The sequence below is a fragment of the Porphyromonas somerae genome, from assembly GCF_022845615.1.
Taxonomy (GTDB): domain Bacteria; phylum Bacteroidota; class Bacteroidia; order Bacteroidales; family Porphyromonadaceae; genus Porphyromonas_A; species Porphyromonas_A somerae.
Map to the genome: position 1 here is coordinate 1,620,989 of NZ_AP025559.1, position 24,615 is coordinate 1,645,603.

General features: G+C 48.3%; 19 protein-coding genes. 16 read left to right on the forward strand and 3 right to left on the reverse strand.

The features are described 5' to 3' along the window. Nucleotides 1-210: 210 nt before the first annotated feature. Entirely contained in the window at nt 211-2,607 is a 2,397-nt protein-coding gene (locus tag MWL85_RS07005) for a family 20 glycosylhydrolase (RefSeq protein WP_244400187.1), read from the reverse strand. 115 nt (nt 2,608-2,722) lie between these two features. On the opposite strand from MWL85_RS07005, the gene creD reads away from it, so the two are divergent. Next, the gene (gene creD / locus MWL85_RS07010; RefSeq protein WP_244400188.1) at nt 2,723-4,123 is read left to right on the forward strand and encodes a cell envelope integrity protein CreD; all 1,401 of its coding nucleotides are present in this window, start codon (nt 2,723-2,725) and stop codon (nt 4,121-4,123) included. Nucleotides 4,124-4,819: 696 nt separating this feature from the next. Then, nucleotides 4,820-5,869, forward strand: coding sequence for an IS110 family RNA-guided transposase (locus MWL85_RS07015; protein WP_244400173.1), 1,050 nt, complete (start codon nt 4,820-4,822; stop codon nt 5,867-5,869). A 457-nt stretch (nt 5,870-6,326) separates the two neighbouring features. Here MWL85_RS07015 and MWL85_RS07020 read toward each other — a convergent pair whose 3' ends face one another. Then, on the reverse strand, nt 6,327-7,259 hold the full coding sequence (locus tag MWL85_RS07020; protein WP_244400171.1) for an IS3 family transposase: 933 nt from the start codon (nt 7,257-7,259) through the stop codon (nt 6,327-6,329). 5 nt (nt 7,260-7,264) lie between these two features. Next, nucleotides 7,265-7,699, reverse strand: a complete 435-nt coding sequence (locus tag MWL85_RS07025) for a hypothetical protein (RefSeq protein WP_244400172.1) — start codon at nt 7,697-7,699, stop codon at nt 7,265-7,267. A 189-nt stretch (nt 7,700-7,888) separates the two neighbouring features. Between MWL85_RS07025 and MWL85_RS07030 the strand changes: the two genes are divergently transcribed. The 14 genes from MWL85_RS07030 (at nt 7,889) to rplS (ending at nt 23,780) form a co-directional block, all read left to right on the forward strand. Continuing rightward, the gene (locus MWL85_RS07030) at nt 7,889-8,926 is read left to right on the forward strand and encodes an NAD-dependent epimerase/dehydratase family protein (RefSeq protein WP_244400189.1); all 1,038 of its coding nucleotides are present in this window, start codon (nt 7,889-7,891) and stop codon (nt 8,924-8,926) included. Between the two features lie 32 nt (nt 8,927-8,958). Beyond that, nucleotides 8,959-12,183 (forward strand): S41 family peptidase, encoded by a 3,225-nt coding sequence (locus tag MWL85_RS07035; protein WP_244400190.1) that lies wholly within the window; start codon nt 8,959-8,961, stop codon nt 12,181-12,183. 948 nt (nt 12,184-13,131) lie between these two features. Further along, nucleotides 13,132-13,320 (forward strand): hypothetical protein, encoded by a 189-nt coding sequence (locus tag MWL85_RS07040; RefSeq protein ID WP_244400191.1) that lies wholly within the window; start codon nt 13,132-13,134, stop codon nt 13,318-13,320. Nucleotides 13,321-13,437: 117 nt separating this feature from the next. Next, nucleotides 13,438-14,262: a GLPGLI family protein gene (locus MWL85_RS07045; protein WP_244400192.1), complete on the forward strand. Its 825-nt coding sequence runs from the start codon at nt 13,438-13,440 to the stop codon at nt 14,260-14,262. Next, entirely contained in the window at nt 14,259-16,829 is a 2,571-nt protein-coding gene (locus tag MWL85_RS07050; RefSeq protein WP_244400193.1) for a TonB-dependent receptor, read from the forward strand. Before MWL85_RS07045 ends, MWL85_RS07050 begins: the two co-directional genes overlap by 4 nt. 469 nt (nt 16,830-17,298) lie before the next feature. Then, nucleotides 17,299-17,790 (forward strand): thioredoxin family protein, encoded by a 492-nt coding sequence (locus MWL85_RS07055; protein ID WP_244400194.1) that lies wholly within the window; start codon nt 17,299-17,301, stop codon nt 17,788-17,790. Nucleotides 17,791-17,793: 3 nt separating this feature from the next. Further along, entirely contained in the window at nt 17,794-18,756 is a 963-nt protein-coding gene (locus MWL85_RS07060) for a PhoH family protein (protein WP_244400195.1), read from the forward strand. A 29-nt stretch (nt 18,757-18,785) separates the two neighbouring features. Beyond that, nucleotides 18,786-19,736, forward strand: a complete 951-nt coding sequence (locus MWL85_RS07065; protein WP_070707552.1) for a phosphoribosylaminoimidazolesuccinocarboxamide synthase — start codon at nt 18,786-18,788, stop codon at nt 19,734-19,736. Further along, a complete protein-coding gene (gene ubiE / locus MWL85_RS07070; protein WP_244400196.1) occupies nt 19,715-20,503 on the forward strand; it encodes a bifunctional demethylmenaquinone methyltransferase/2-methoxy-6-polyprenyl-1,4-benzoquinol methylase UbiE in 789 nt (262 codons plus the stop codon). The genes MWL85_RS07065 and ubiE overlap by 22 nt, the downstream gene beginning before the upstream one ends. Further along, the gene (locus tag MWL85_RS07075) at nt 20,500-21,237 is read left to right on the forward strand and encodes a shikimate dehydrogenase family protein (protein ID WP_244400197.1); all 738 of its coding nucleotides are present in this window, start codon (nt 20,500-20,502) and stop codon (nt 21,235-21,237) included. The genes ubiE and MWL85_RS07075 overlap by 4 nt, the downstream gene beginning before the upstream one ends. Nucleotides 21,238-21,304: 67 nt before the next feature. Then, entirely contained in the window at nt 21,305-22,144 is an 840-nt protein-coding gene (locus MWL85_RS07080; protein ID WP_244400198.1) for an outer membrane protein assembly factor BamD, read from the forward strand. 41 nt (nt 22,145-22,185) lie between these two features. Continuing rightward, complete coding sequence (locus MWL85_RS07085) at nt 22,186-22,533, forward strand: DNA-directed RNA polymerase subunit omega (RefSeq protein WP_244400199.1); 348 nt, start codon at nt 22,186-22,188, stop codon at nt 22,531-22,533. 105 nt (nt 22,534-22,638) lie between these two features. Then, on the forward strand, nt 22,639-23,115 hold the full coding sequence (locus MWL85_RS07090) for a DUF4293 domain-containing protein (RefSeq protein WP_244400200.1): 477 nt from the start codon (nt 22,639-22,641) through the stop codon (nt 23,113-23,115). A 314-nt stretch (nt 23,116-23,429) separates the two neighbouring features. Beyond that, entirely contained in the window at nt 23,430-23,780 is a 351-nt protein-coding gene (gene rplS / locus MWL85_RS07095; protein WP_021902536.1) for a 50S ribosomal protein L19, read from the forward strand. The last annotated feature ends 835 nt before the right edge of the window (nt 23,781-24,615 follow it).

The following is a 24,615-nucleotide window of genomic DNA, read 5'->3' on the forward strand; positions in this document are numbered from 1 at the left end:
GGGGGCTCAACCAATTGGTTGAGCCCCCCTTTGTCTTACTGCATTCTAAAGAATGTTACACGAAGTATCATTCTCTCACGTGAGAGACTTTGCACGAAGGATGAGATGCAAGGCGCTGAGGATGAGGCCGAAGGGAGCGTACTCACGTACGTGACCGAGGTCGAATTCCGAAAGCAACGCAGCAGATCGCCTTCGTGCAAGAGTCTCTGATTACTTTGCAGAGCTATAATAGGCATCATCTGGGATGTAAGTCATCTCCTCATCTACGCCTATTCTCTGCCACTGAATACCGATTCTATTCCAGAAGGTTGGCCAGCCACCTTCGATGCGACCGAGACTTACCACCTTCACCTTGTGCAGACCTTGTGCCAAAGCGATAGAGGTATCGTGGCGTGGCGTCTTCGTCACCTCACCCTCGTTATCAATCACTAGCTGATCATCAATCCACACCTTGTGGTGTAGCGAGCTCAGTCTATAGACGGCATCCTCTGGGAAGTTGATATAGCCCTCATAGATAGCACCGTAGTGGTTTACATTGCTCATCAGGTGCTCCAGTCTACTCTCCTTGTAGAAAGGCAGACCGCACTCCGACATCTTGCCACCCTCCAATACTCTGAGGCTATCAGCAGGGAAATCAAGTACCTCCTCCACACTTTTGAAGCGGTGATCCGCCCTATAGCTAAAACGAATGCCAGGTTTGTATCCCTTGTCACCAGCCTGAGCTTCGGCAGGGGCAAAGGTCTGACGCAATACCTTAATCGTACGAACTGGGCTCATGCTACCACCCAATACCACAGAGCGAATCTTCAGCTCGGCATCCTCATTAAATGTAAGTGGCTCACTGTAGGGAATGCCATTCTTGAGCGTAGGCTCCGAACCATCCAGAGTGTAAATGATCTTATCCACGCTATTAGTGGTGGTAAACTTAAGGGTCACAGGGTCTACAAACGCTACGGTATTGAGGCTACCACCCTCCTGCTCTGGTTGTGGGATATAGTATCGAATATCGTGGTAGTCCAGTCGCTTTTGCATATTCTGTACCCTGCGCTCAAAGTCAGCAAAGTCCTTCATCTCAAGAGGAGTCCAAGCCACTTCAGCAACAGCTAGCATACGTGGGAAGGCGTGGTACTCTACCTGCCAAGGCTCGTAGAAATACTCCGACCAATGGTTGCCCTGCACACCTAGTACATGGTGGCGCTTATCGGCATCAATCGCCTCAGGGATTGGATTGTACTTGTACACCTTATCCAGCGTAGAGTATCCACCAATCGCTTGTGGCTCAATATGGTAGTCGCCCTGATAGTGGTCGTGATAGAGCCCCTCACTGCTAGGACACATAATCACATCATGCCCCATATTGGCAGAGGTGATACCGCCCTTTTCGCCCGTCCAGCTCATCACGATGGCACTTGGTGCCAGCCCACCTTCAAGGATCTCCTCCCAGCCAATCATCTTCTTGCCATGGCTCAGTACAATCTCCTCAATACGGTGGATAAAGTAGCTCTGTAGCTCATACTCATCCTTCAGCCCCTCAGCTTTGATGCGGGCTTGGCACTTAGGGCACTTTGCCCAAATACGCTTAGGTGCCTCATCACCACCAATGTGGATATACTCGCTATCAAAAAGCGGAATGATCTCATCGAGGATATTCTTAGCAAACTCAAAGACTTCGTCGTTCCCAGCACAAAGCACCTCGTCCGAAACGCCCCAGATATTTCTCACCTCGTAAGGGAAGTCCTTACCCCAGCAACCTAGCTCTGGATAGGCAGCAAGTACCCCCACGTTATGACCAGGGAACTCAATCTCGGGCATCACCACTACGTAGCGAGCCTTGGCATAAGCTACAATATCCTTGATCTCCTCCTGAGTGTAGAAGTAAGGTCCATAGGTTGAGCCATCACCCTCAATACGCTTGCTAGCGATCTCAGTAAGGCGTGGGTACACCTTGCTCTCAATACGCCACCCTTGGTCCTCAGTGAGGTGCCAGTGCATCGTATTGATCTTGAGCATCGACATAATATCTATCAGCTTCTTCGTCTCCTCCACCGTAATGAAGTGCCTACATGGGTCAAGGTGCATTCCTCGGTAACCAAAGCGAGGCTCATCCTTGATCGATACATAAGGTAGTGTCCACGCTACATTACGCACCACCTCAGGACTCTCAATCTCCGCTGGGAGCAATTGTAGCAAGCTCTGCAACCCCCAGAAGATACCACGAGGCGTCTGCCCCTGAATTTTGATCCCCTCCTTCGAGACCTCCAGGATATAACCCTCAGCATTAGGCACCACATCAGCCCCAACGATCTCGAGTGCGATCTCCTGCTTAGGATTCTTGCTCTCACCGATGACTTGCCAATTAAAGCCGGTAGAAGTCTTCACCTTATCAGCGAAAAACTTAGCCACCTCGGTCAGTTCCCCCTCTGGAGCCACAAAGGAGATGTTTTTACTCAGGGTAAAACTGCCCTCCTCCTGCACCTCCATCTCCCGAGGCATCGGAATGATATGCGTCCCCTCATTGTAAGGGTGCTCTACCATCACCTCATCTCCGCAAGCTACCAACCCTAGTCCTATCACAAGAGTCAGTGCCAGCCACGCTACTTTCTTCATAAATAATAATCTTTAAGTGAATAGTTACACGACAAAGTTACCAATTTAATTGCCAATCAACTATTGGGAAAAAAGAGTATCTTTGTGGCATAACTAATATAAAACATAAGACGCTATGGAGGTAAATCAAACAACAGAAATGTCCACCAATCCCAATGGTGGCGATAAGAAGTCAACAGGATCCATATCCTTCGTGATTAAGACCCTCATCATAGGGCTACTGTGCCTACTACTATTGATTCCACTAGCATTCCTAAATGGGCTAGTCGACTCACGTAAGCGGGAGGGCGAAAAGGTAACCAGTGAAATCACCTCGCGCTGGGGGAAAAGTCAAAACCTAATGACGCCCCTCCTTGCCATCCCCTACAAGCCAAATCCAGCAAAGGCCGAGGAGACCTATCTCTACCTCATTCCCAATGAGGTGACCGCAACCGCTACCCTCGAGATAGAGAATCGACACAGAAGCATCTACCAGGTACCTGTCTATACCGCACACACCGAGGTCAAGGGGACTTGGCTGAAGCAAGATATTCAGCAGGCACTCTCGGAGGTGAAGGGGAGCTACGACCTCTCTCGAGCCGAGATATGCTACTCTATCAGCGACCCCACCGGTTACAAAGATCGGTGCCAGCTACAGGTCAATGGGCAGGCACTGAAGGTCAAGACTGAGATGGCACTCACCCTAGTGAGCTACATAGATGATGACGTCTACAACACCCCTCCCTGTGTAGTGGCCTACAACGAATATGTAGGGGAGGGTGGAGAAGGTGGCGCACAATCGGCAAGCTACCCCCTCACCGAAGAGGAGCTGAGCGACCTCTCTTTCCAGCTTAATCTAGAGATTGCCGGAAGCAAATACTTCGGAATCCTCGCCAATGCCAATAATGCCACCACACTCATCAAAGGCAATTGGCCCGACCCCTCTTTCCAAGGGAAGAGGCTCCCTACCGACTACCAGATCAGTAAGAATGACTTCGAGGCCACCTGGAATACCTTTTACGAGGAAAGCTGTATAATAGGGGATGAGGCGTTACCTAGTCTCTACAAGAATAGCCACTTTATCAGCTTCCTCAACCCCGCCGACCATTATGCCCAGACCTCGCGAAGCGTCTCCTACGGCATCTTGATCATCGTCCTCACCCTACTATCGGTATTCCTGATGGAGCTATGGCTACGCCAGAAAGGTAGGAGTATCAATATTCTGCACTACCTACTCACTGGCATCTCACTAGTACTCTTCTATACCCTACTGCTCTCCTTTAGCGAGCTGATAGGCTTTAGATGGGCTTATCTCATTGCCAGTATCATGACCATTGGGCTCAATACCATCTACTTCCGGCTCATTCTCAAGGATCGCAAAATGGCAGCACTACTCTGTGGTATCATGACACTTCTCTACCTGACCGTCTTCGTACTACTGCAGATAAAAGTCTACGCACTGCTCATAGGTAGCTTAGTCCTCTTTATCATCCTAGCCATCGTGATGTACACCTCCGTAAAGGTAATGCACGACTAATCTACCACTGAGTGGCTACAGACAGAGCGTTGATGGTCTACATAACCAAGTAGATCATCAACGCTTTTGGTAGATGCCCATCAATGGTAAAGAGTACCTTCGACCCATAGTCGTACCGCTTTATCCCCTTGATAAATATAAGTTTGAGATGCTCCCATAGTACAAAACCCCCAAAGCACTATCCACAGTAATAAAAAGAGTTATCCTAATTCCTTATAGGGCAAATATAGCTTTATTTTACATACAGAGTGCCCCGAGGGTTACGCATTAGAAAGGTCTCACCGTATGGTTATCAGCGGATAAACTATAGTTAAGGACCTCCGCAGGAGGTCCGATTTGTTGTAGCTGTAAGTTTGCAGGTAGCCCGGGCGAGTTTATCGAGCCCGCCAAAATCAAACAAAAAAAGTTAAATTCAAATGCGTAGATAAAGGGTATATCAAAGATGAAATAGCCAGTAAAAATAGTCTAATAGCGAGACTAATGTCGTATCTTTGTTGTAGAAAGATAGCCATTAGTCGATTAGGTGAGAAACCTTAATACCGTAGCGAGGTCATAGAACCTATTGGGGGCAGTAAGGACACCTAATCACGCTGTTGGATACTATATAGATTGTTAGGATTTCACTCCTATTTACAGCTTGAGTACAAACAGCTATCGTTCGACTAATGGCTATCTAATCACTACATGTACAAAGTTATGAATAAAAAATTATTTGTGGGAATTGATTTCTCAAAAGAAACATTTGACGCAGCTATCCTCAAGGTATCTGAAGAGAGCTCTATTGATCCAAAGATCATTGGTAATGAGCAGTTCAAAAACGATGTGCCGGGTTGTAAGCGATTTGTAAAATGGCTGAATAAGACTTGTGCATTGTCTGGCGACTATTCCTCTGTTCTCGTAGGTGGAGAAGATACAGGTAACTATAGCATCACGCTGCCTAAACAGCTTTATGTGCTGGGGATTGATTGCTCCTTACAAAATGCTTATTCGATCAAATGTGGTAGTGGCAAGATTGTTCGCGACAAGACCGATAAGATAGACGCAGAAAAGATCGCTTACTACTTCTATCGCTTTCGCGATCAGATTAGGCTCTATAAGCCCCTATCTAAGGATATGGAGAGCTTAGAGAGACTTTATTCATACCGATATGGACAGGTGAGAGAAAGAGCGCGATTGAAGTGTCAGATAAAAGAGTATAAGCATATTCTTAAGTCAGAACCCAATGATGAGACGCTAAAGTTCATGATCCAACGCTTAGAGAAGCAGGAGAGGTTTCTGAAGAAAGAAATCAAAGCTATTGAGGCTAAAATGGTGGAAATCATCAAAGCCAATGAGGAGCTTAATGAGATCCATAAATGCCTACTGAGCATACCAGGTATCGGGAAGATCACAAGCCTTCTTTTGATCGTTGTTACTCGAGGGTTTACAAGGTTCGATAACCCCAAGCAACTTGCCTGCTTTTTAGGGGTCTCTCCACACCCGAATCAGTCAGGTACATCCGTCCAAAATGGCAATCATAGGAGTTGGTTTGCCGACCCTTATTTTGCAAGTCTTTTACATATGGCGGCACTCTCTGCGAGCAGATTCAACTCGAAGTTCATAGACTACAAGAAAAAGCTGAAGAGCAAAGGCAAGCCACATTTGCTCATTATGAACAACATCAAAAACAAGCTACTTACGGTTGCCTTTACAATCGCCACGAGAAGGACCAAATTCTATTCTGATTATGACGCAAAACGAGCATAGGTCGAAATAACACTTTTTAACCATATAAATTTGGTGGTGATCATAGATTGCCCCCATTCGAGGCTCGCAGAGCCGATGAATGGGGGTATGTAAGGAGACCAAAACCCACGACCCCTTGTGGGTCGGACAACCTATTCTAGGATTAAAATTGTATCCTAGCTCACATTGTCCGACCCACAAGGGGTCGAATGTATACGTGCACCATTAGTTGCCCCCAGTCGTTCGGGGCTAACGCCCCTCCGACAGGGGGCTACAACAAATCGGACCTCTCCGAGGTCCTTACCCGCTTGTCTAGGACAATGTGGTTTCCTGAAAAAGGTTGACTCGGTTAATGTTACGTTGTTATTAATCCTGCTTTATGTTGACTTTCTAGCCTTTAGTCCTGTGAGGGGTTGACTGGAGGGCGTAGCCCGTAAGGAAACCCCTCACAGGACTAAAGGTACCAAAACTTGGGCACCTATCCTATTTTTTGATTTTCAAGGTACTCCTCTCTATAGCTTTTCCACCTCTTGGGGATTTTCCCTTTGCACTTTGAGGCTTCAACAGGTGTCATATAGTCGAGACTCATGTGAGGCCTTTTTGTGTTGTAAAACTCTATGACTGAGGTTAATTCAGCCTTTGCCTCTTTGATGGTTTTAAAACGTTTGCCTTTTAAGAGCTCATTCTTTATAGTGTTATTGATCCTCTCTGCTTGTGCATTATCTTTGGGATCTGGGGTTTCTGTCATACTTATATCTATGTCATTCTTTTTAAGAATATCCACATACTGGTGGCTGGCATACTGGCAGCCTCTGTCTGAGTGATGAATGAGCTTATCGTTAGCTTTACCATTCGATTTAAGTTTCTTAAGTGCCTGATTTAGAGCTTCAATAGGGTACTTAGTGTCTAGGCTATCGCCTAGGCTCCACCCGACAATTTCTTTTGAGTATGAGTCTAAGATCACGGATAGGTAGCTAAACTTATGATGTACTCCGTCATAATGGATGGGGATATACGTTATGTCGCTCACCCATACCTGATTAGCTCTTTCTGGTATCATATCTTTTACGAGGTTACCATAGAGCTTAAAACCGTGATTGGAGTTGGTGGTTCTCGGCTTTCTTTTACGTTGCCTTAGCTTCAAGCCGTGCTTGTCTAGAGTGTCAAGAAAACGGTCTCTCCCTAGTGGAGTCCCCTCCTTAAACTCTCGCTTATACATATGCCACAGCTTCTTACCGCCCATGCCAGGGGCTTTCTCTCGGGTCTCAAGAACGTACTCAACAGCCATCTCTTCAAGTGCCATATTGGCATGAAGTTTTGACTTTTTTCGCTTGTAATAGGCTTGCTTACTTACACCAAACAGGTCGCAAAGGAGCTGTATTGTATATTTCTTCAGATCCTGTGCGTGCAAGCGATCTACCGTTTGGTGCCAGCTTTTTTTCTTATTTGGATGCGGAAATTCTCTTCTGCCACATTGATTAATTCATTCAATGCATCTGTCAAAACAGTCTGCCTAAAAAGCTGTTTTTCAAGCTCTTGAACCCTTCTTTCTAAATCAACTGAGCTTTTCTCAGGCGCCCCGCCTGACGCCCCGCCTGACGCCACATCCGAATAATAATACCTGCGATATCCGCGGTGCTCTTCTTGTTTCTTCTTTTTCTTCGCCTTCATCTCTATAACTTCGTCTAACCCAGAATCTAGGTACCTATGAACCCACTCCAGGATCGTAGTCCTTCCAATAGGGACAAGGTGTGAAATCTGGGTATAACCTAAGTTTTCCTCAAAATAGAGGTGAATAACTCGGTCAAAATAAATCTTCTGGAGTTGACTCCTTTTTACAAACTTACTCATAAAAATCTATCTATGAGTCAACTTTTTCTAGGACAAGACACAAGCTACCCACGTTAAGACTGTAACTTTAGTGTATACTTCTTAAAGCGCCCCCTCTGAAAGAGTGCCCTATTTCTTAGCGTTGTCTGCTAGATAATTGGTATCTTAGCCATCTAAAACAGATAATAATCTTTAGATAAAAACAACAAGATGAGCAACACAAAAAAGAGCGTGCTACTGACCGGTGCTGGCGGTAGTATTGGTAGAGAGATAGTGAAGCAACTAGTAGCGAGTGGGCAGTATGAGCTGCGGGTCTTTGACCTCGACAACCCTCGCAACCGAGAGTTCTTCGACCGTTACGAAGGAGCCCTAAAGGTATATTTTGGCGACATTACCAATCCCGAGAGTCTGGTGGAGCCCACCACCGATGTAGATGTAGTATTGCACATGGCTTCTGTGATTCCACCCCTGGCACACGACCGACCAGAGCTAGCTCAGAAGGTTAATGTAGAGGGCACGAAAAACCTGATCAATCAGCTTGAGCAGCACTCCCCCAACGCCTTTATCGCCATCGCCTCGAGTGTCGCCACTTACGGCGACCGTCTGCTCGACCCTTACATCAAAGTCTCCGACCCCCTCACCCCTGCGGAGGGCGACAACTACGCCGAGACCAAGATCGCTATGGAGCGGCTGGTACAAGAGAGTAAGCTTCGCTGGACCATCTACCGCCTTGCAGCGATTATGGGTGTCGGCAACCACCACGTAGGTAAACTCATGTTTCGGATGCCCCTAGAGCAGATTATGGAGATCGCCACCCCTCGTGATACCGCAAGAGCCTTTGTATATACTCTAGAGTACCTAGATAAGGTGGAGGGCAAGATATTCAACCTTGGTGGAGGCGCTGAGTGCACCACCACTTACGGTGAGTTTTTGGCCAAAAACTTTGAGCTCTTTGGCTTAGGAGCACTAGACTTCCCTTCTCACGCTTTTGCCACCAAAAACTTCCACTGCGGCTACTACGAGGATGGGCAGGAGCTAGAGGATATTCTCCACTTCCGCAGAGACACCCTCACCGACTACTACCAGGCGGTAGGGAAGAGCATCCCTTGGGTGGCTCGAGTGGCAGCAAAGGCAACACGCAAAATCGTGAAGAGCTATCTCCTCTCCAAGAGCGAGCCCTACAAAGCATGGGTGGAGCAAGATGAAGAGGCGATGCAGCTTTACTTCCGTGAGCCAGAAGATAAATAACATACTATAAATCTATAACCCATTCATCTATTATGTCAATCAAAAAGCTACTCCTAGTAGGAGCTACCAGCCTACTAGCCCTATCAGCTCTAGCACAGAGCCACGAACCTCGCTGGGTACGGCAAACTGCCCTGAGCCCCGACGGAAAGGAAATCGCCTTTACCTACATGGGCGACCTCTACACGGTGCCAGTATCTGGTGGATTGGCCAGGCAGATCACCTCTCACCCCGCTTACGACCAAGCACCCGTTTGGAGCAAAGATGGGCAAAAGCTCGCCTTCGCCTCGGATAGAGAGGGCAACTTCAATGTCTATATCACCTCACGTATCGGAGGAAATGCCACCAGAGTGACCCTCGGTAGCACACGGCAGATCCCAGTTGCCTTTCTCGATGATGAGACCATTCTCTTTGATAGCAACATTCGTCCTGCCAAGGAGATGGGGCTCTTCCCCTCAGGAATGTTCACCCAGCTTTATCAGCAAAAGATTTCGGGTAGCCGCCCCAAGATGTTCTCGGCTATCACAATGATAGAGCCCTCAATAGGTACCGACGGACGCATCCTCTACACCGACCTCAAGGGGTACGAGGATAAGTTTAGAAAGCACCACACCTCCTCTGTCACTCGCGACATTTGGCTATACAATCCTACCGTAAATAAGCACCAAAAGCTCACCACCTTCAAGGGTGAAGACCGCAATGCCCTTTGGCTTCCTGGGCAAAAGGAGTACCTCTACACGAGTGAGGCAGATGGCACACTCAATATATATAAGGGAAGCCTAGAAGGGAAGGCACCAGTACAGTTGACCCACTTCGAGAAGCACCCTGTCCGCTATATGAGTATGGACGAGAGGGGCAACGTAGCTTTTTCTTGGAATGGAGAGCTTTACTATATGCCACTCGGTGGGGAGCCTACCAAGGTGGCACTGCAGGTAGTAGCCGACTACTCCAAGCCTGAAGTAGAGTACCGCACCATCACTCGAGGGGCAACGGACTACGCATTGTCACCCAATGAAAAGGAGGTGGCCTTTATAGTCCGTGGCGATGTCTTTGTTACCAATATTGAGTACGGCACCACCCGCCGTATCACCAATACCCCCGAGCAGGAAAGAGACCTCACTTGGAGCCCCGATGGCCGAAAGTTGGTCTACTCTGCCGAACGAGGTGGACAATGGAATCTCTATATGACTGAACTGGCGAGGGAAGCAGATAAGGAGTTTGTCTACGCCAAAGAGTTCAAGGAGACTCAGCTCACCAATAATACCGAGCTACCTTCCTTCCAGCCTGTATTTAGCCCCGATGGCAAAGAGATCGCCTTCCTACGTGATCGCTCGGCTATCTACGTCCTCAACCTCGCCAGCAAGGCGGAGCGAGAGGTGATGAATAAGAAGTACCAATACTCCTACTCCGATGGCGACCAGGACTTCGCTTGGAGCCCCGATAGCAAGTGGATCATCACTGAGTACATTGGCATCGGTGGATGGAATAATAAGGATGTGGCCATCATCAAAGCCGACGGCAGTGGCACTACCCACAATCTCACCGAGAGTGGTTACTCAGAGGGTGCTGGTCGCTTCGTACTCAATGGCAAAGGCATCATCTTTGCCTCCGATAGAGCCGGTTACCGCAGCCACGGTAGCTGGGGAGCGGAGTATGACCTCTACCTCATGTTCTTAGACCAAGAGGCTTACGACGCATTTATCCTCGATAAGGAGGAGCGTGAGAAGTTGCTACCAAAGAAGGAGGAAAAGGACGACGACAAGAAAGAGGATAAGAAAGGTAAGAAGGATAAAAAGGCAAAGGAGGAGACCAAAGTGGTCGCTCCACTTACCTTCGACCTCGCACAGCGCGACTACCGCACTGTACGCCTTACACGTACTAGCGGTTTCCAAAGCGACTTTGCGATGAATCCTAAGGGCGACAAGCTCTACTACCTCGCCTACTTCGACGACGCCACCAACCTCTACGAGATGGATCTGGCCGAGAAAAAGACGGAGATGCTACTCGCCGACGTAGGCAATGGCCTGCTAGAGATGGGCAAGGATGGCAAGACCCTCTACCTATTCTCCGGTAAGGGAATGTACAAGATTGAGGGCAAGAGCAAGACCCCTATCACATTTGCTGCAAAGTTTGAGTACCGTGGTGCTAAGGAGCGTGAGTATATGTTCGACCACGTGGTAAAGCAGGTGGCGAATAAGTTCTACGATAAGGACCTTCACGGCGTTGATTGGCAAGGCTATGCCGATAACTATCGTGCCTTCCTCCCTGAGATCAATAATAACTACGACTATGCCGAGATGCTCTCCGAGCTACTCGGTGAGCTAAATGCCTCTCACACTGGGGCAAGATACGGTGGTCGCCCTGCTAATAGATCAACCGCTTCGCTCGGACTATTCTACGACGATAGCTACGAGGGGGTGGGCGTGAAGATCGCCGAAGTGATCCCTGGTGGCCCAATGGATAAGGCGAAGTCTATAGCTAAGCCAGGGGTGATCATTACCAAGGTAAATGGCGAGGAGATCGCCCCCGATAAGCCGATTGAGCACTATATCAATGGACACGCTGGTGAGTGGATAACTCTCACACTCAAGGGCACCGATCAAAAGGAGGTAGAGGACCAGGTTCGCCCCGCCGCCCGATGGGAGGAGAGTGAACTACTCTACCGCCGTTGGGTAGAGCAGCGTGCGAAGATGGTAGAGGAGTGGAGCGGTGGCAAGATCGCCTACGTCCACGTGGAGGGAATGGATAGCCCTTCTTTCCGCAAGACCTTCAAAGATCTACTCGGTAAGTACCGCCACTGCGATGCTGTGATCGTGGATACCCGCTTCAATGGCGGTGGCTGGTTGCACGAAGACCTCGTCACCCTACTTACGGGCAAGCTCTACAGCAAGTTTGCACCAAGAGGGCAGTTCATTGGCAATGACCCATTCGCACAGTGGACCAAGCCATCTGCCGTACTGATGAGCGAAGGCAACTACTCCAATGCCCACGGCTTCCCATGGGTTTATAAGACCCTCGGTATCGGCAAACTGATAGGTGCACCAGTACCTGGAACCATGACCGCCGTATGGTGGGAAACTCTTGTAGACCCATCACTCGTATTTGGTATCCCTCAGGTGACCGTAACAGATGTCAATGGCAATGCACTTGAAAATCACCAGCTTGAGCCGGATATTCTCATCTACAACACTCCTGAGGAGGCTCAACGCAATTACGATGCTCAGCTCAAAGCAGCAGTGGATGAGCTGATGAAGAAGTAACTAAACACCAACCCATAATGACCGAAAGGTGGAGCTACCTCTGTGTGGCTCCACCTTTCTTTATTGAAGGGGCTTTATCGGAGGAGGTACCTTTTCGGACAGGTCGGACAGCTCAGACGAGTCGGACGCCCTAATAGATAAGTGCTAAGATCCTCTTGTAAAAAGACTTGCGGAGGAGCTCATTCATTATTTTACTGCTCGTGTGTAGTATTTCAGGAATAGAGGACACGAAGTGTCTACTTTTTCAGGAATAGCGAATAATTGATGTACTCCATATCAGGGATACTTACATCAGATGAGCGATTAAAAGGGCTACCGCATCAACCTCATATTCCGCACGCGTGCGGAATGGATTCCGTAGCCCTGCGGAATAGATTCCGTATGCGTGCGGAATAAGGGGTTGATAGGGTCTCCCCAAATGACGCAAGTAACATTCCTATTAAATTTGTCCGACCTTCCTCAAGGGGAGCAGGGGTCACGCATTAGAGGAGACTGTTGTACGAATGATCATATACAAGCTGTTAAGGATAATATAGTAAGGACCTCGGCAGAGGTCCCTCTTAAATAGGCACAGGTCGGAGGGGCGAAGCCCCGAACGACCTGTGTACAAGAGCATATGTTCTACCTCCTTGACCCCGGTCGAGGGGTCAGACCTAGATAGGGTTATCCGACCCCTCGGCCGGGGTCGCAAGGGTATTTTAAACCTATCTATACACTACACACTAAAGGCAAAAATTAGTTAATCATTACGAGACTTTGGGTTTAATGCATTTTTATTATTACATTGCAGATGTATATAAAATTTCCATGAGACTCTGAATAAGAGAAATGATTTAACTCTTCCTATATAAGGATTTAAAGAGTAAATAACATACAGACCTAACTGTCTAAAGGAGCGGACACCGAAAAGCTTAAAGAGTAGGTAATTATTTAAACACAAAGACAACTATGAAAAAGTTTTTATTATCTTCGGCTGTTGCCTTATTTGCCTCTATTGGTTTAGCTTCAGCAATGCCTCAGTACATTATTACAGACTGTGGCACCACACGCCAAATCCCTGACAATGCGAGTGAACAAGAAGCTTGCGACTACGTTGATGTGTACTCTAACATAGATTGTGGCACATCTTATAATTAACTTATGAAGCTTACATATGGTAGTTTACCATAGGTAACATGGAGTAAAGAGAGGGGGAAAGGAGCGACAGACACTCGTCCCTCTCTCCACTTATTATATTTCAAAGACCTAAATACTATGAGGATAGATAAGATATTACTTGGTTGGGTACTTCTCCCCTTAATGATATGTACTACTGCCACAGCACAGGAGAAGGAGATGGTACGAACAAGGGTTCATTACACAACTATCTACCATCAATTTGAGGAACAAACGGTGGCTATTGAGGATGAGGCGATCCTAGACATTGGGGATAAGGCATCTCACTTTTATGGTCTGAATAATGTCCAACGGCAATTGATTCAGGATCGGGTTTTGGCACAAGGAGGTACCGTAGGCGATGTGATGAATGCATGTGAGCGCGCTGGCTACCGCAGGTCTCGGCTGATGTATCAACTGTGGAAAAACTATCCCGCTACCAACCAGCTCACCTTTGTAGAGAAGACCTTCAAGCATCTAAGGTACACGGAACCGATGATGCGACCCGAGTGGACCTTGGTGCCAAAGGATAGCATCATAGCAGGCTATCACTGCCAGCAAGCGACCACTGATTATCGGGGCCGGCATTGGACGGTATGGTTTACTCCTGAGGTCCCCTACAGCGATGGTCCGTGGATGCTCTATGGGCTACCAGGACTTATCTTGCAGGCGGAGGAGAGCGAAGGGCTTTTTTCATTCTCCTGTACTCAGATTGAGCGCATTGAGGGGGAGCCTCTCTTCTTTCCCAATCGAAAATATGTGGAGTGTACGCGACAAGAGTACCGCGACCTGATGAAGTTGTTTTGGAAATCGCCAGATGCACTATTTGAGAAGCTGACTGGATTTAGGAGCCGAGGAAAGGATCAGCTGGGCAATGATATCGTTTACCCAGAGAGGACAGCCCTATTTTTGGATAAGGAATGACGGGAAGTAGCATGCGTTGGATTTCTTTATGCCTAGGAGTATTGCTCTCGCTATTGTCTGCTCAAGCGATTGCTCAAGAGAGCTATCATGGGCGGGTAGTAGATGAGAAGGGAGCCCCTATCCGAGATGTCAATGTATTGATCTACCACACGGAGACTTCACTTGTAGCATACGGTTTTACTGGGGAGGATGGGAGATTCCAAATAACCACCAAGGAGGGTACTCGCCCAGTGGCGATAGGCTTTATACTACTCGGCTATGAGACGAAGCGAATAAAGATTGAGGAGTACAGAAATGGCAGGGATATTCAGCTACAAAGCACCACTTTCGAGCTAAGGGAGGTGGATATCCGACCTGAGAGGGTTCGGCAAAGTCAAGACACATTGGTTTATACCGTATCCACCTTTAAGCTCAGTCAGGACAGAAGCATCGCCGATGTAATTAAGAAGATGCCTGGGCTATCGGTTCGCACCGATGGTCGCATCACCTTTGAGGGAAAGCCGATCAATAAGTTTTACATAGAGGGGCTCGACCTGCTCGGTTCTAAATATGCCCAGGCGAGTGAAAACCTGAATGCCGACATGATCAAAGAGGTGCAGGTGCTACAAAATCACCAACCAATAAGGAGCTTAAAGGGGGTGCAATTTAGTGAGCAAGCCGCCCTCAATATTATCCTCAAAGATGAGGTGAAGAATACTTGGACCGGCATCCTCAATGCGGGGATAGGCACCACAGCACAAGGGGCGAGTGAACTGCTCTATAGAGGGCGACTGATGGGGATGATCTTTGGACGGCGGATGCAAAACCTTTCGATGTACAAGTGCGATAACACTGGGAAGGACATCACTAAGGAGGTACGAGACCTTACGACGGAACTGCGAGGCAATCTAGAGGAAACAGGGCTTCTGAGGAGGCTGGTAGTGCCGGCTGCTGCCATAGAGAGGGAGCGCTCTACCTTTAATCAATCGCATCTTGTTGCTACCAATCACCTCATTAAGACCAAGAAGGACAATGACCTCCGCTTTCAGCTCTCTTACTTCTGGGACAGAGAGAGAGGGAATAGATCGCAGGTAACGACGTACCTTGAGCATGAGGGAAATGTTCTGAGTGAGGAGAGCAGTGTCGGCTTAAGGGTGAGCACACTGAAAGGGGAATTGACCTACAATATCAATAAGGATCGGAATTACATCAACAACCGCCTATACGGTAGCTTTACAGTAGATAAAAGTGACGGCCTCTCTCTTTTGCAACAAAAGCAGGTAGAGCAGAGCGTGCAACTAAAGAAAACTTATCTCACGGAGAATTTTGAGATCATTCATCGCCTTGAGAATGGTCATACCCTTGAGGGAGCTTCCTTTAATACTTTTAGTCATTTGCCTGGGCAACTACTGACGGTCGAGGGGTTTACTGAGCACCTAGATCTATCAGTCTTTCAGTCGGACAATCATATCGCTTTCAATCATACTATAAAGGGATTTACACTGAGCGAACGGGTGGGCTATCAACTTAAGTACCAAGAGATGGATATTCATTACCCAGCGGTAGATAATAAAGAGCGGTACACTCAGCAGAATTGGTATCTATCTACAGGGGTGAACTACCGAAAGGATCCTTGGGCACTGAGGGCAACAGTGAAGGCGGATGTTGTCCATCGGCAGTATGGAGCGATGAAAAAGATTAGGGCGACTTTGCAGCCCAGCCTATGGATGCAGTATGATTTTAGCGCCATCACTAGTGCGTCCCTCTCCTATAATTACTTCGAATGGCCCGATGCCCTTACTGCACTCTACCGCACACCTATATATACCTCCTATAGAATGGTCACGGCACACAGTGGTAGCTTGGAGCATCGGGGAAACCATGCGGTAGCTCTAAGACTTAAATATCAGCATCCGATCAAGGGGCAATTTGCCACGCTCAACGCTTCGTGGAATAGACGCACCAATGAGGTGCTCTACCAAAGTACCTTACAATCCTCGATTTACAAGCAAACACCTACCGAAGAGCGGTATAATGCCTCTAGCTATTCTCTGAGTGCCGACTTGGCAAAGTCTTTCTTTAGGTGGCGAACACTTATCACCCTCAAGGGGCGACAGGTTTGGAGTGATTACTACCTTTTGATAAAGAACCAGCAAGAGCCATGGCAGTTGCAGGATAGCGAACTGAGCCTAGCCCTTTCTATGCAACCGTCGAAGGTGATTTCCTATGAGCTGAGTAGCAAAATGAAGAGCTACAAGCAGATAAATAGGAGAGACCCCTCTATCTCTAATCCTTGGATCACCACCTTCACGCACGCTCTGGAGCTATTTATCTTCCCGATGAATAAGTTGGAGATTGGGTGCAAGAGTGAGTTCTATCATTACACAGATAAAAAGCTACAGAGCCATCTATTTACCGATGCTCACATCGCCTATAAGATGGATCGGTACGACTTCCGGCTCTCCTGTAGGAATATCTTTGGCAACAATGAGTATCAGAGGCGGTGGCAGACTTCTACCACCGATGTCTACTCCCTTTACTACCTCCGTCCGAGAGAGATCTTTTTCGACTTCACCATTACCCTTTAAGCCATCACCCTTTTGGGTAGGGGTGACGCACTAGAAAATTAGTCAACAGGTATTAGATTGAACATATCGTCTATAGGGGTATGAAAGCACCCGATAGGGTGCCATTCAGATAGCCCCCGGTCGAGGCTCGTAGAGCCGAAGACCGGCGGGTAGCGAGTTGTCCCAAATCCTTCGACCCTTGTGGTCGCACCTACCCCTCTAAGTGCGACCACAAGGGTCGATTACAGATACTGCATCCATTTTCCCGCCGGTCGGTCGGGGCTTTCGCCCCTCCGACGCGGGGGCTATCTGAGTGGCACCCTTGCGGGTGCTTTTTTAAGGACCTCGGCCGAGGCTTTCTCCACAATGATACTCCAATGAATGCCACACATACATTTACAATGCGTACCCCCCTTTTGGTGGTTCTTTATTTTATGTCACCATTTTTATCTACCTTTGAGTGGTAATAAGATAGACTTAACAATTAACTATGGCTTTTGGATATAAATTGTTAGATAAATGGGGGCTCACTCTACTCCCTATGGTGGTAGGGCTAGGGCTTCTTTACTTCGTAAGCGGTGACGTGATTCCCTCGGCCTCAGCTCAAAGTGGGCAGGAGGAAGCGGGGGTGGTGGAGATCAACCAAGCACAGTTTGCGGAGCTGGTTTATGACTATACTCAGGAGGGAGAATGGCAGTTTAAGGGAGATAAGCCTGTGATAGTCGACTTTTATGCCGTTTGGTGTGGACCCTGCAAAAGGCTTCGCCCACGGTTGGAGCAATTGGCAAGAGAGTATAGTGGCGACGTGATTATCTACTCCATAGATGCTGAGAAGGCAGTGGAGCTCTCACGGCGGATCGGCATCCGAGCTTTCCCCACCCTACTATTCATCCCGGTAGAAGGGACACCTACGCTATCGGAGGGGCTACTTTCGCTGAAGGATCTCCGACAACAGGCGGATAAGATAAAGGGGGGTCGCTAGCAGATGAACGAACGGATCTATCTACTCCAAGAGGCTGACCCGCAGGTCTTTTTCGGGGTCAATAACCGCAACCTCTTGCTCCTGAAGGAGACCCACCCGAAGCTAAGGATTATGGCTCGTGGCAATATCATCAAGGTGATTGGGGAGCCAGGAGAGCTGAAGGCGTTTCTAAGGCTACTTAACCAGATGGAAGAGCACGCTACGAAGTTTAATTCGCTTACCGAGAGTAGCATCGAGGCGATGATCGCTGGCGAGGAGAGCCGTGATGAGGCATCGTCGGAAGGGGTGATCATCTATGGAGCGGGGGGCAAACCGATCACCGCCCGCACGCCTAACCAATCGAAGCTGATTGAGCTGATTGAGTCGCACGATTTGGTCTTTGCCACTGGACCGGCGGGCTCGGGCAAGACTTTTCTCGCTATAGTGATGGCGGTGAAGCTGCTCAAGATGAAGGAGGTACGAAGGATTATCCTCAGCCGTCCAGCAGTGGAGGCGGGGGAGAAGCTCGGTTTTCTCCCTGGAGAGATGAAGGATAAGCTGGACCCTTACCTCCAACCGCTTTATGATGCACTACAGGAGTTGATCCCTGGCATTCGGCTAAAGGAGTACATGGAGAGTGGCGTGATACAGATTGCTCCGCTCGCCTATATGCGTGGTAGGACGCTGAATGATGCGGTGATTATCCTAGATGAGGCACAAAATACCACTCCACACCAGATGAAGATGTTCCTCACCCGACTGGGGCAGAGTGCCAAGATGATCATCACGGGAGATATGACGCAGGTAGACCTCCCTAGGGGCGTCCCCTCGGGTCTAAGAGAAGCCCAACGCATACTCAAGCAAGTAGATGGCATCGGGTGGCTCACTTTTGAGAAGAAGGATATTATGCGTCACGGTCTGGTTCAAGCGATCGTGGAGGCGTACGACCGAAATGAAGGGGCAGGAGTGGAAACAACGGAAGAATAAAATACAACACACTTAATCAAACATATATTATGGCTAAAGCATTGACCAACACTGATCTTCAGTTGCCAGGGATCAAAAATCTATATCATGGCAAGGTAAGAGACGTCTACACCTTGGAGGGGGACCTCCTAGCAATGGTGGTGACCGATAGGATTTCGGCATTTGATGTGATTCTGCCTGAGGGAATCCCTTATAAAGGGGAGATCCTCAATAGGATAGCAGCCAAAAACCTCGACGCTACAGCCGACATTGTCCAGAACTGGAAGATAGACACTCCCGACCCTATGGTGACCATCGGGCACAAGTGCACGCCCTTTAAGGTGGAGATGGTGATTCGTGGTTATATCACTGGTAGTGCATGGCGCACCTACAGCTCGGGGCAGCACACCATCTGTGGCATCACCCTTCCTGAAGGACTAAAGGAAAATCAAAAGTTCGACCGCCCAATTATCACTCCTACCACCAAGGCGGATGAGGGTCATGACGAGGATATCTCTCGTGAGGAGATCATCGCCTCGGGATTGGTCTCTAAGGAGGATTATGAGGAGCTAGAGCGTATCACCTATGCCCTCTTTGAGAGAGGCACGGAACTGGCTGAGAAGCACGGTCTTATCCTAGTGGATACGAAGTACGAATTTGGAAAGAAGGATGGTAAGATCTATCTGATTGATGAGATCCATACCCCCGACTCCTCTCGCTACTTCTACAAGGACTCTTATCAAGAGCTCTTTGAGAAGGAGGAACCACAGCGCCAACTCTCCAAGGAGTTTGTGCGGAAGTGGCTGATAGAGCACGGCTTCCAAGGCAAGGAGGGGCAACAAATCCCTGAGATGACTCCGGAGTACTGCGATAGCGTTACGGATAGATACATAGAGCTGTATGAGCACTTGACGGGGGAGTCCTTTGAGAAGCACCCCACTGAGGATATTCACTCTAGAATCGAAAAGAACCTAACTCAATGGCTAAAGGCGAGGAAGTAAGGGAAGATACATTTGCAGGTCGGATAAGGGCTATGTTTGACGACATAGCCCCTACCTACGACCTCCTCAATCGGGTGAATAGCCTCGGGCTGGACCAACTTTGGCGTAAAGACCTGGTGGAGCACGTGGCGGTGGAGCGGCCAGAGCTGATTCTGGACTTGGCCGCAGGGACTGGCGACCTCTCCCTTCTCCTCGCAGAGCAATGCAAGGGGGCAACGGTGGTGGCGAGTGACCTCTCTATCAACATGCTGGAGATAGGAGTTCAGAAAGCACTCCGGAAGGGGCTGAGCCAAGTAAAGGTCTCGGTGGAGGATGCGATGGATCTCTCTTTTGAGGAGGAGCACTTCGACGTGGTCACTTGTGCCTTTGGGGTACGCAACTTTGAGTCGATCGCTCGTGGTTATCAGGAGATGTACCGTGTACTTCGGCCAGGCGGTATGGTGGCGGTGCTGGAGCTTTGTGTGCCGTCGAACCCAATCACCAAGGCGGGGTATAACCTGCACGTGGACCAAGTGATTCCTTTCATCGGTCAGCTACTGGGGAGGAATAAAGCGGCTTATCAATATCTAGGCGAGAGCATTCGCAAGGTGCCCCAACGGCGTCAGATGGAGGGACTGATGCGAATGGCGGGCTTTATCAACACCTATTATAAAGTCTATCTCCCTGGAGTGGCTGCTTTGTATGTGGGATATAAGCCTAAGAGCGATGCCTTTGCCGGCATTTATAGTGAGCTCTCAAAGATCAAAAGTGCCGAAAGGGTACGATGAATAGGTACGCTTTGCTCGGCAAGGGGATTGGCTACAGCAGGTCTCCTGAGATCTGGGATGCCATTTGGGCTAAGGAAGGGGTGACGGATGGCACCTTTGAACTGGTGGATTGCGATGACCCCGACCGCTTTTTGCAAGAGCTCCAAGAGAAGGGCTCGTGGAAGGGCGTTATGGTAACTACTCCATACAAAGAGTGGATGTACGAGCGGGTGGACATTGCTTCGGATATCGCTAAAAGTGTGGGGGCGGTTAATGCGGTGAAGCGGGTTGGACAACAATTATTCGGGTACAATACCGATGTGGTAGGCTTTGCCAAGTCGCTTCAGCACTTAGACTTAGATACCACCCGAAAGGCACTGATACTGGGAAGTGGTGGAGCTAGCAAAGCAGTGGCTTTTGCACTTAAAGGCCTGGGCATCAACCCGATCATGGTCTCTCGTCACCCGGCAGAAGGGGGTGGAATGATAGCGTATGAGAGCCTCACTCCTAATTATATTAAGGAGGAGGTGCAACTCATCGTCAATGCGACGCCACTAGGAGGACCTAAGATGCCACATGAGGTACCACCCATACCTTATCACGCTGTGGGGAAAGGGCATATACTCTACGACCTTTCTTACGATAGTCACTTTGCTGGTTTCCTCAATGCAGCACCCGAGGGGTGCATTAAAATGAATGGTGAGCGTATGCTCTACCTTCAGGCCGAGGCGGCGTGGCACATTTTTAGAGAATAGAAATAGGGAGATAGTGATTAAATTGGTATCTTTGCCAGAAGTATTAAAAGTATGATGGCTCACTTATATGAAGCAAATATCTAGATTTTCACTCATTGGTTCACTCATTGGACTACTCTTCGTGCTCCTACTCTCCTCGTGTAACGAGCTGACGAAGGTGCAGAAAAGCACCGACCTGTACGAGAAGTACTCCTATGCCAAGAAGTTTTATAATACTGGAAAGTACGAATGGGCCGCTCAAACGCTTGAGGAGATACTCCCCTATTTCCGCGGTAGTAGCGAGATGGAGCAAGCACTCTACCTCAAGGCTCAAGCCTACTACAAGGCAAAGGATTATGTGCAGGCACAGACGGCTTTTAGCCAATACTATACGGAGTTTCCGAATGGTGAATACACTGAATTGGCACGCTTCTATTCGGGCTATGGCTTAGCTCAGGATATCCCCGACCCTCGTCTGGATCAGGCAAAGACCATTGCAGCAATGCAGGAGCTACAGCTATTCCTAGACTATTATCCACAGAGCGAAAAAGCGGAGGAGGCGAAGCAACTACTCTTTAGCCTTCAGGAGAATCTAGCGGAGAAGGAGGTGCTCAATGCCAAGCTATACTACAACCTCGGCAATTATATTTTCAATAACTACGAGAGTTGCATCATCACCGCTCGCGATGCAATGAAGAGCTACCCCTACTCTATCCACAAGGAGGAGATGCACTACTATGTGGTGGCATCGCTTTATCAGATAGCCAAGAATAGTGTGGTGGAGAAGCAGCAGCAGCGACTGAGAGATCTCCGTGATGAGTACTACAACTTCATCAACGAGTTCCCAGAGGGAAAGTATCGCAAGACGGTGGATAAGTACTTTGAGTATGCCGAAAAGAACATTGACCCCAATGCGGACTGGCAATAAAATAGGATGACAAAGACGAAGCAAATAGATAAGATAGATAGATGATGAAAAAGAAGACAAATACCCCAACAACAACTGTGACACGCGACTTGGAAAAGTTTAGCGAGCCTACAGGCAACCTATACGAGTCGGTAGTGATTATGAGCAAAAGAGCCAATCAGATATCTGCAGATATGAAGAGTGCTCTGGAGCAGAAGCTACAGGAGTTTTCGACCTACACCGACACTTTGGAGGAGTACACTGAAAACCAAGAGCAGATAGAGATCTCCAAGTACTACGAGCGTCTTCCTAAGCCCTCTCTCGTGGCAGCAAAGGAGTTTGAGGAGGGGGAAGTCTACTTCCGTAATCCACTGGAGCAGGTTGAGGAGGAGGAGGATCAAGGTCTCTAAATCACCTAATAAGTATAAGCAGTGAATAGATTGTCGCCACACCATGCGAGGTTGTGAGGACTGCTATTCACTGTTTTTTTTATTCAGATAAATAGATAACTCAATATGATACAGAGAAAACAAACCCTCTACCTCCTAGCATCAGGACTACTGATGCTAGCGATGCTATTCCTCACCTTTGCAAAGGTCACCACACAGGATATGGTCTACGCGTTCAAAGCGACTGGGCTTGAGGATCTTTCGGGAGAAATCGTACAGCCCTCCTGGGTGCTTTTCGGTCTTACCGCGGCGATTACTCTAATTAGTTTCATCTCCATTTTCCTCTACCGTAAGAGGGTCCTTCAGATGCGACTCACCATATTTAACCTGCTTATAAAAGTAGGCTTCTACCTCTTGGTCTTTTTAGTCTATCGTCCTAGCTTCATTGAGGCCATAGTAAATACTACCACCCAAGATTGGTGGTCTATGAGCATCACCCCTTGGCTGGCATTTCCTATCGTGGCAATGATATTTGATTATCTTGCTTACCGAGGCATTGCGGTCGATGAAAAGACCATCAGATTTATGGACCGCCTACGCTAAGGGGCGTCCCATCACTTGAGACTGTTGCACAAAGGCAAGCTGCGGCGTTGCTTTCGGGATTCGGGCTCGGTCACGTACGTGAGTACGCTCCCGGCACCCTCACCCTTAGCGCCTTGCATCCCATCCTTCGTGCAAAGTCTTAGCACATTTGAATCAAATGTGCGAGAATGGTACTTCGTGCAACATTCTCCACTTTGAAATACCATATATATTTGGTATCTTTGCGGTGCTTTGCGTAATCTCTGCTAGGATTTTATGTGTGACCTAGTTATATTGCGTTTAGACAATACTAATTAATATAAGCAAAAAGTACAATGGACTTAATCAAGCTAGTAGAGCAAGAGATGGCTGTAGGTAAGCAGCATCCCCACTTCAAGAGCGGTGACACGATCTCTGTAGCCTACCGAATTAAGGAGGGTGATAAGGAGCGTATCCAGACCTTCCGTGGTGACGTGATCAAAATCGTAGGTGAGGGCGACAACCGTCGTTTTACCGTGCGCAAACTTTCAAGCGGTGTAGGTGTAGAGAGAATCTTCCCTCTAAATTCACCCTTCATCGATGAGATTATCGTACACAAGGTAGGACACGTACGTCGTGCTAAGCTATACTACCTACGTAAGCTCACAGGTAAGAAGGCTCGTATCCGCGAGAAGAGAAGCTTCTAAAGCTTTCAGAGCTACAAAAGCTACAATAAGGGCTGGCTATCTACATAGCCGGCCCTTATTATTTCCAGTCAACAAGAAAGACAAAAAGATCCTCGGCCGAGGTCATTATCATCTGTTTACACTACGATACGGCCGACTCGTCCGACCTGTCCGATCTGTCCGACTTGTCCGATAAGGCACCCTCAAAACAAGAGCTCCTCTTCCAACAGCCCAAAAACTGTGAAATTAAGTGAAAACACCACCCAAAATAGGGCTGCGCAGGTACCCCCTCACAACCTACTGATATCCAACACCCTACAAGAGCCCCAACTGAGTTGCAACAAACCGATTGCTTAGTTGCATCTCGTCGATCGCTTAGTTGCATCTCGCCGATCACTTAGATACGGTCTCAGCAACCGCTTAGATACGGTTTCAATCGCCACCCTCCTAACCCATTGGTTTATAATACCATACAGCTACCCTCTGATTTCACTTCTCCTCGCCCTAAATCAAGACAAATATTAACCCATTTTAGCATCTAGCCCGAATTCAACAAACCCATAATATCCTTATCCACACCCATCATCAACCACCTTTCTCCTAGGGGTTATGCATTATAAGAGACTGTTGTACGAATGATGATATACAAGCTGTGAAGGATAATGGAGTAAGGACCTCGGCAGAGGTCCGTGTTAAATAGGCACAGGTCGGAGGGGCAAAGCCCCGAACGACCTGTGTATAAGGGCATATTCACCACCTCCTTGACCCTGGCTGAGGGGTGAGACCTAGATAAGCTTGTCCGACCCCTCAGCCGGGGTCGTAAGGGTATTTACACCTATCTATACACAGGTCTTCG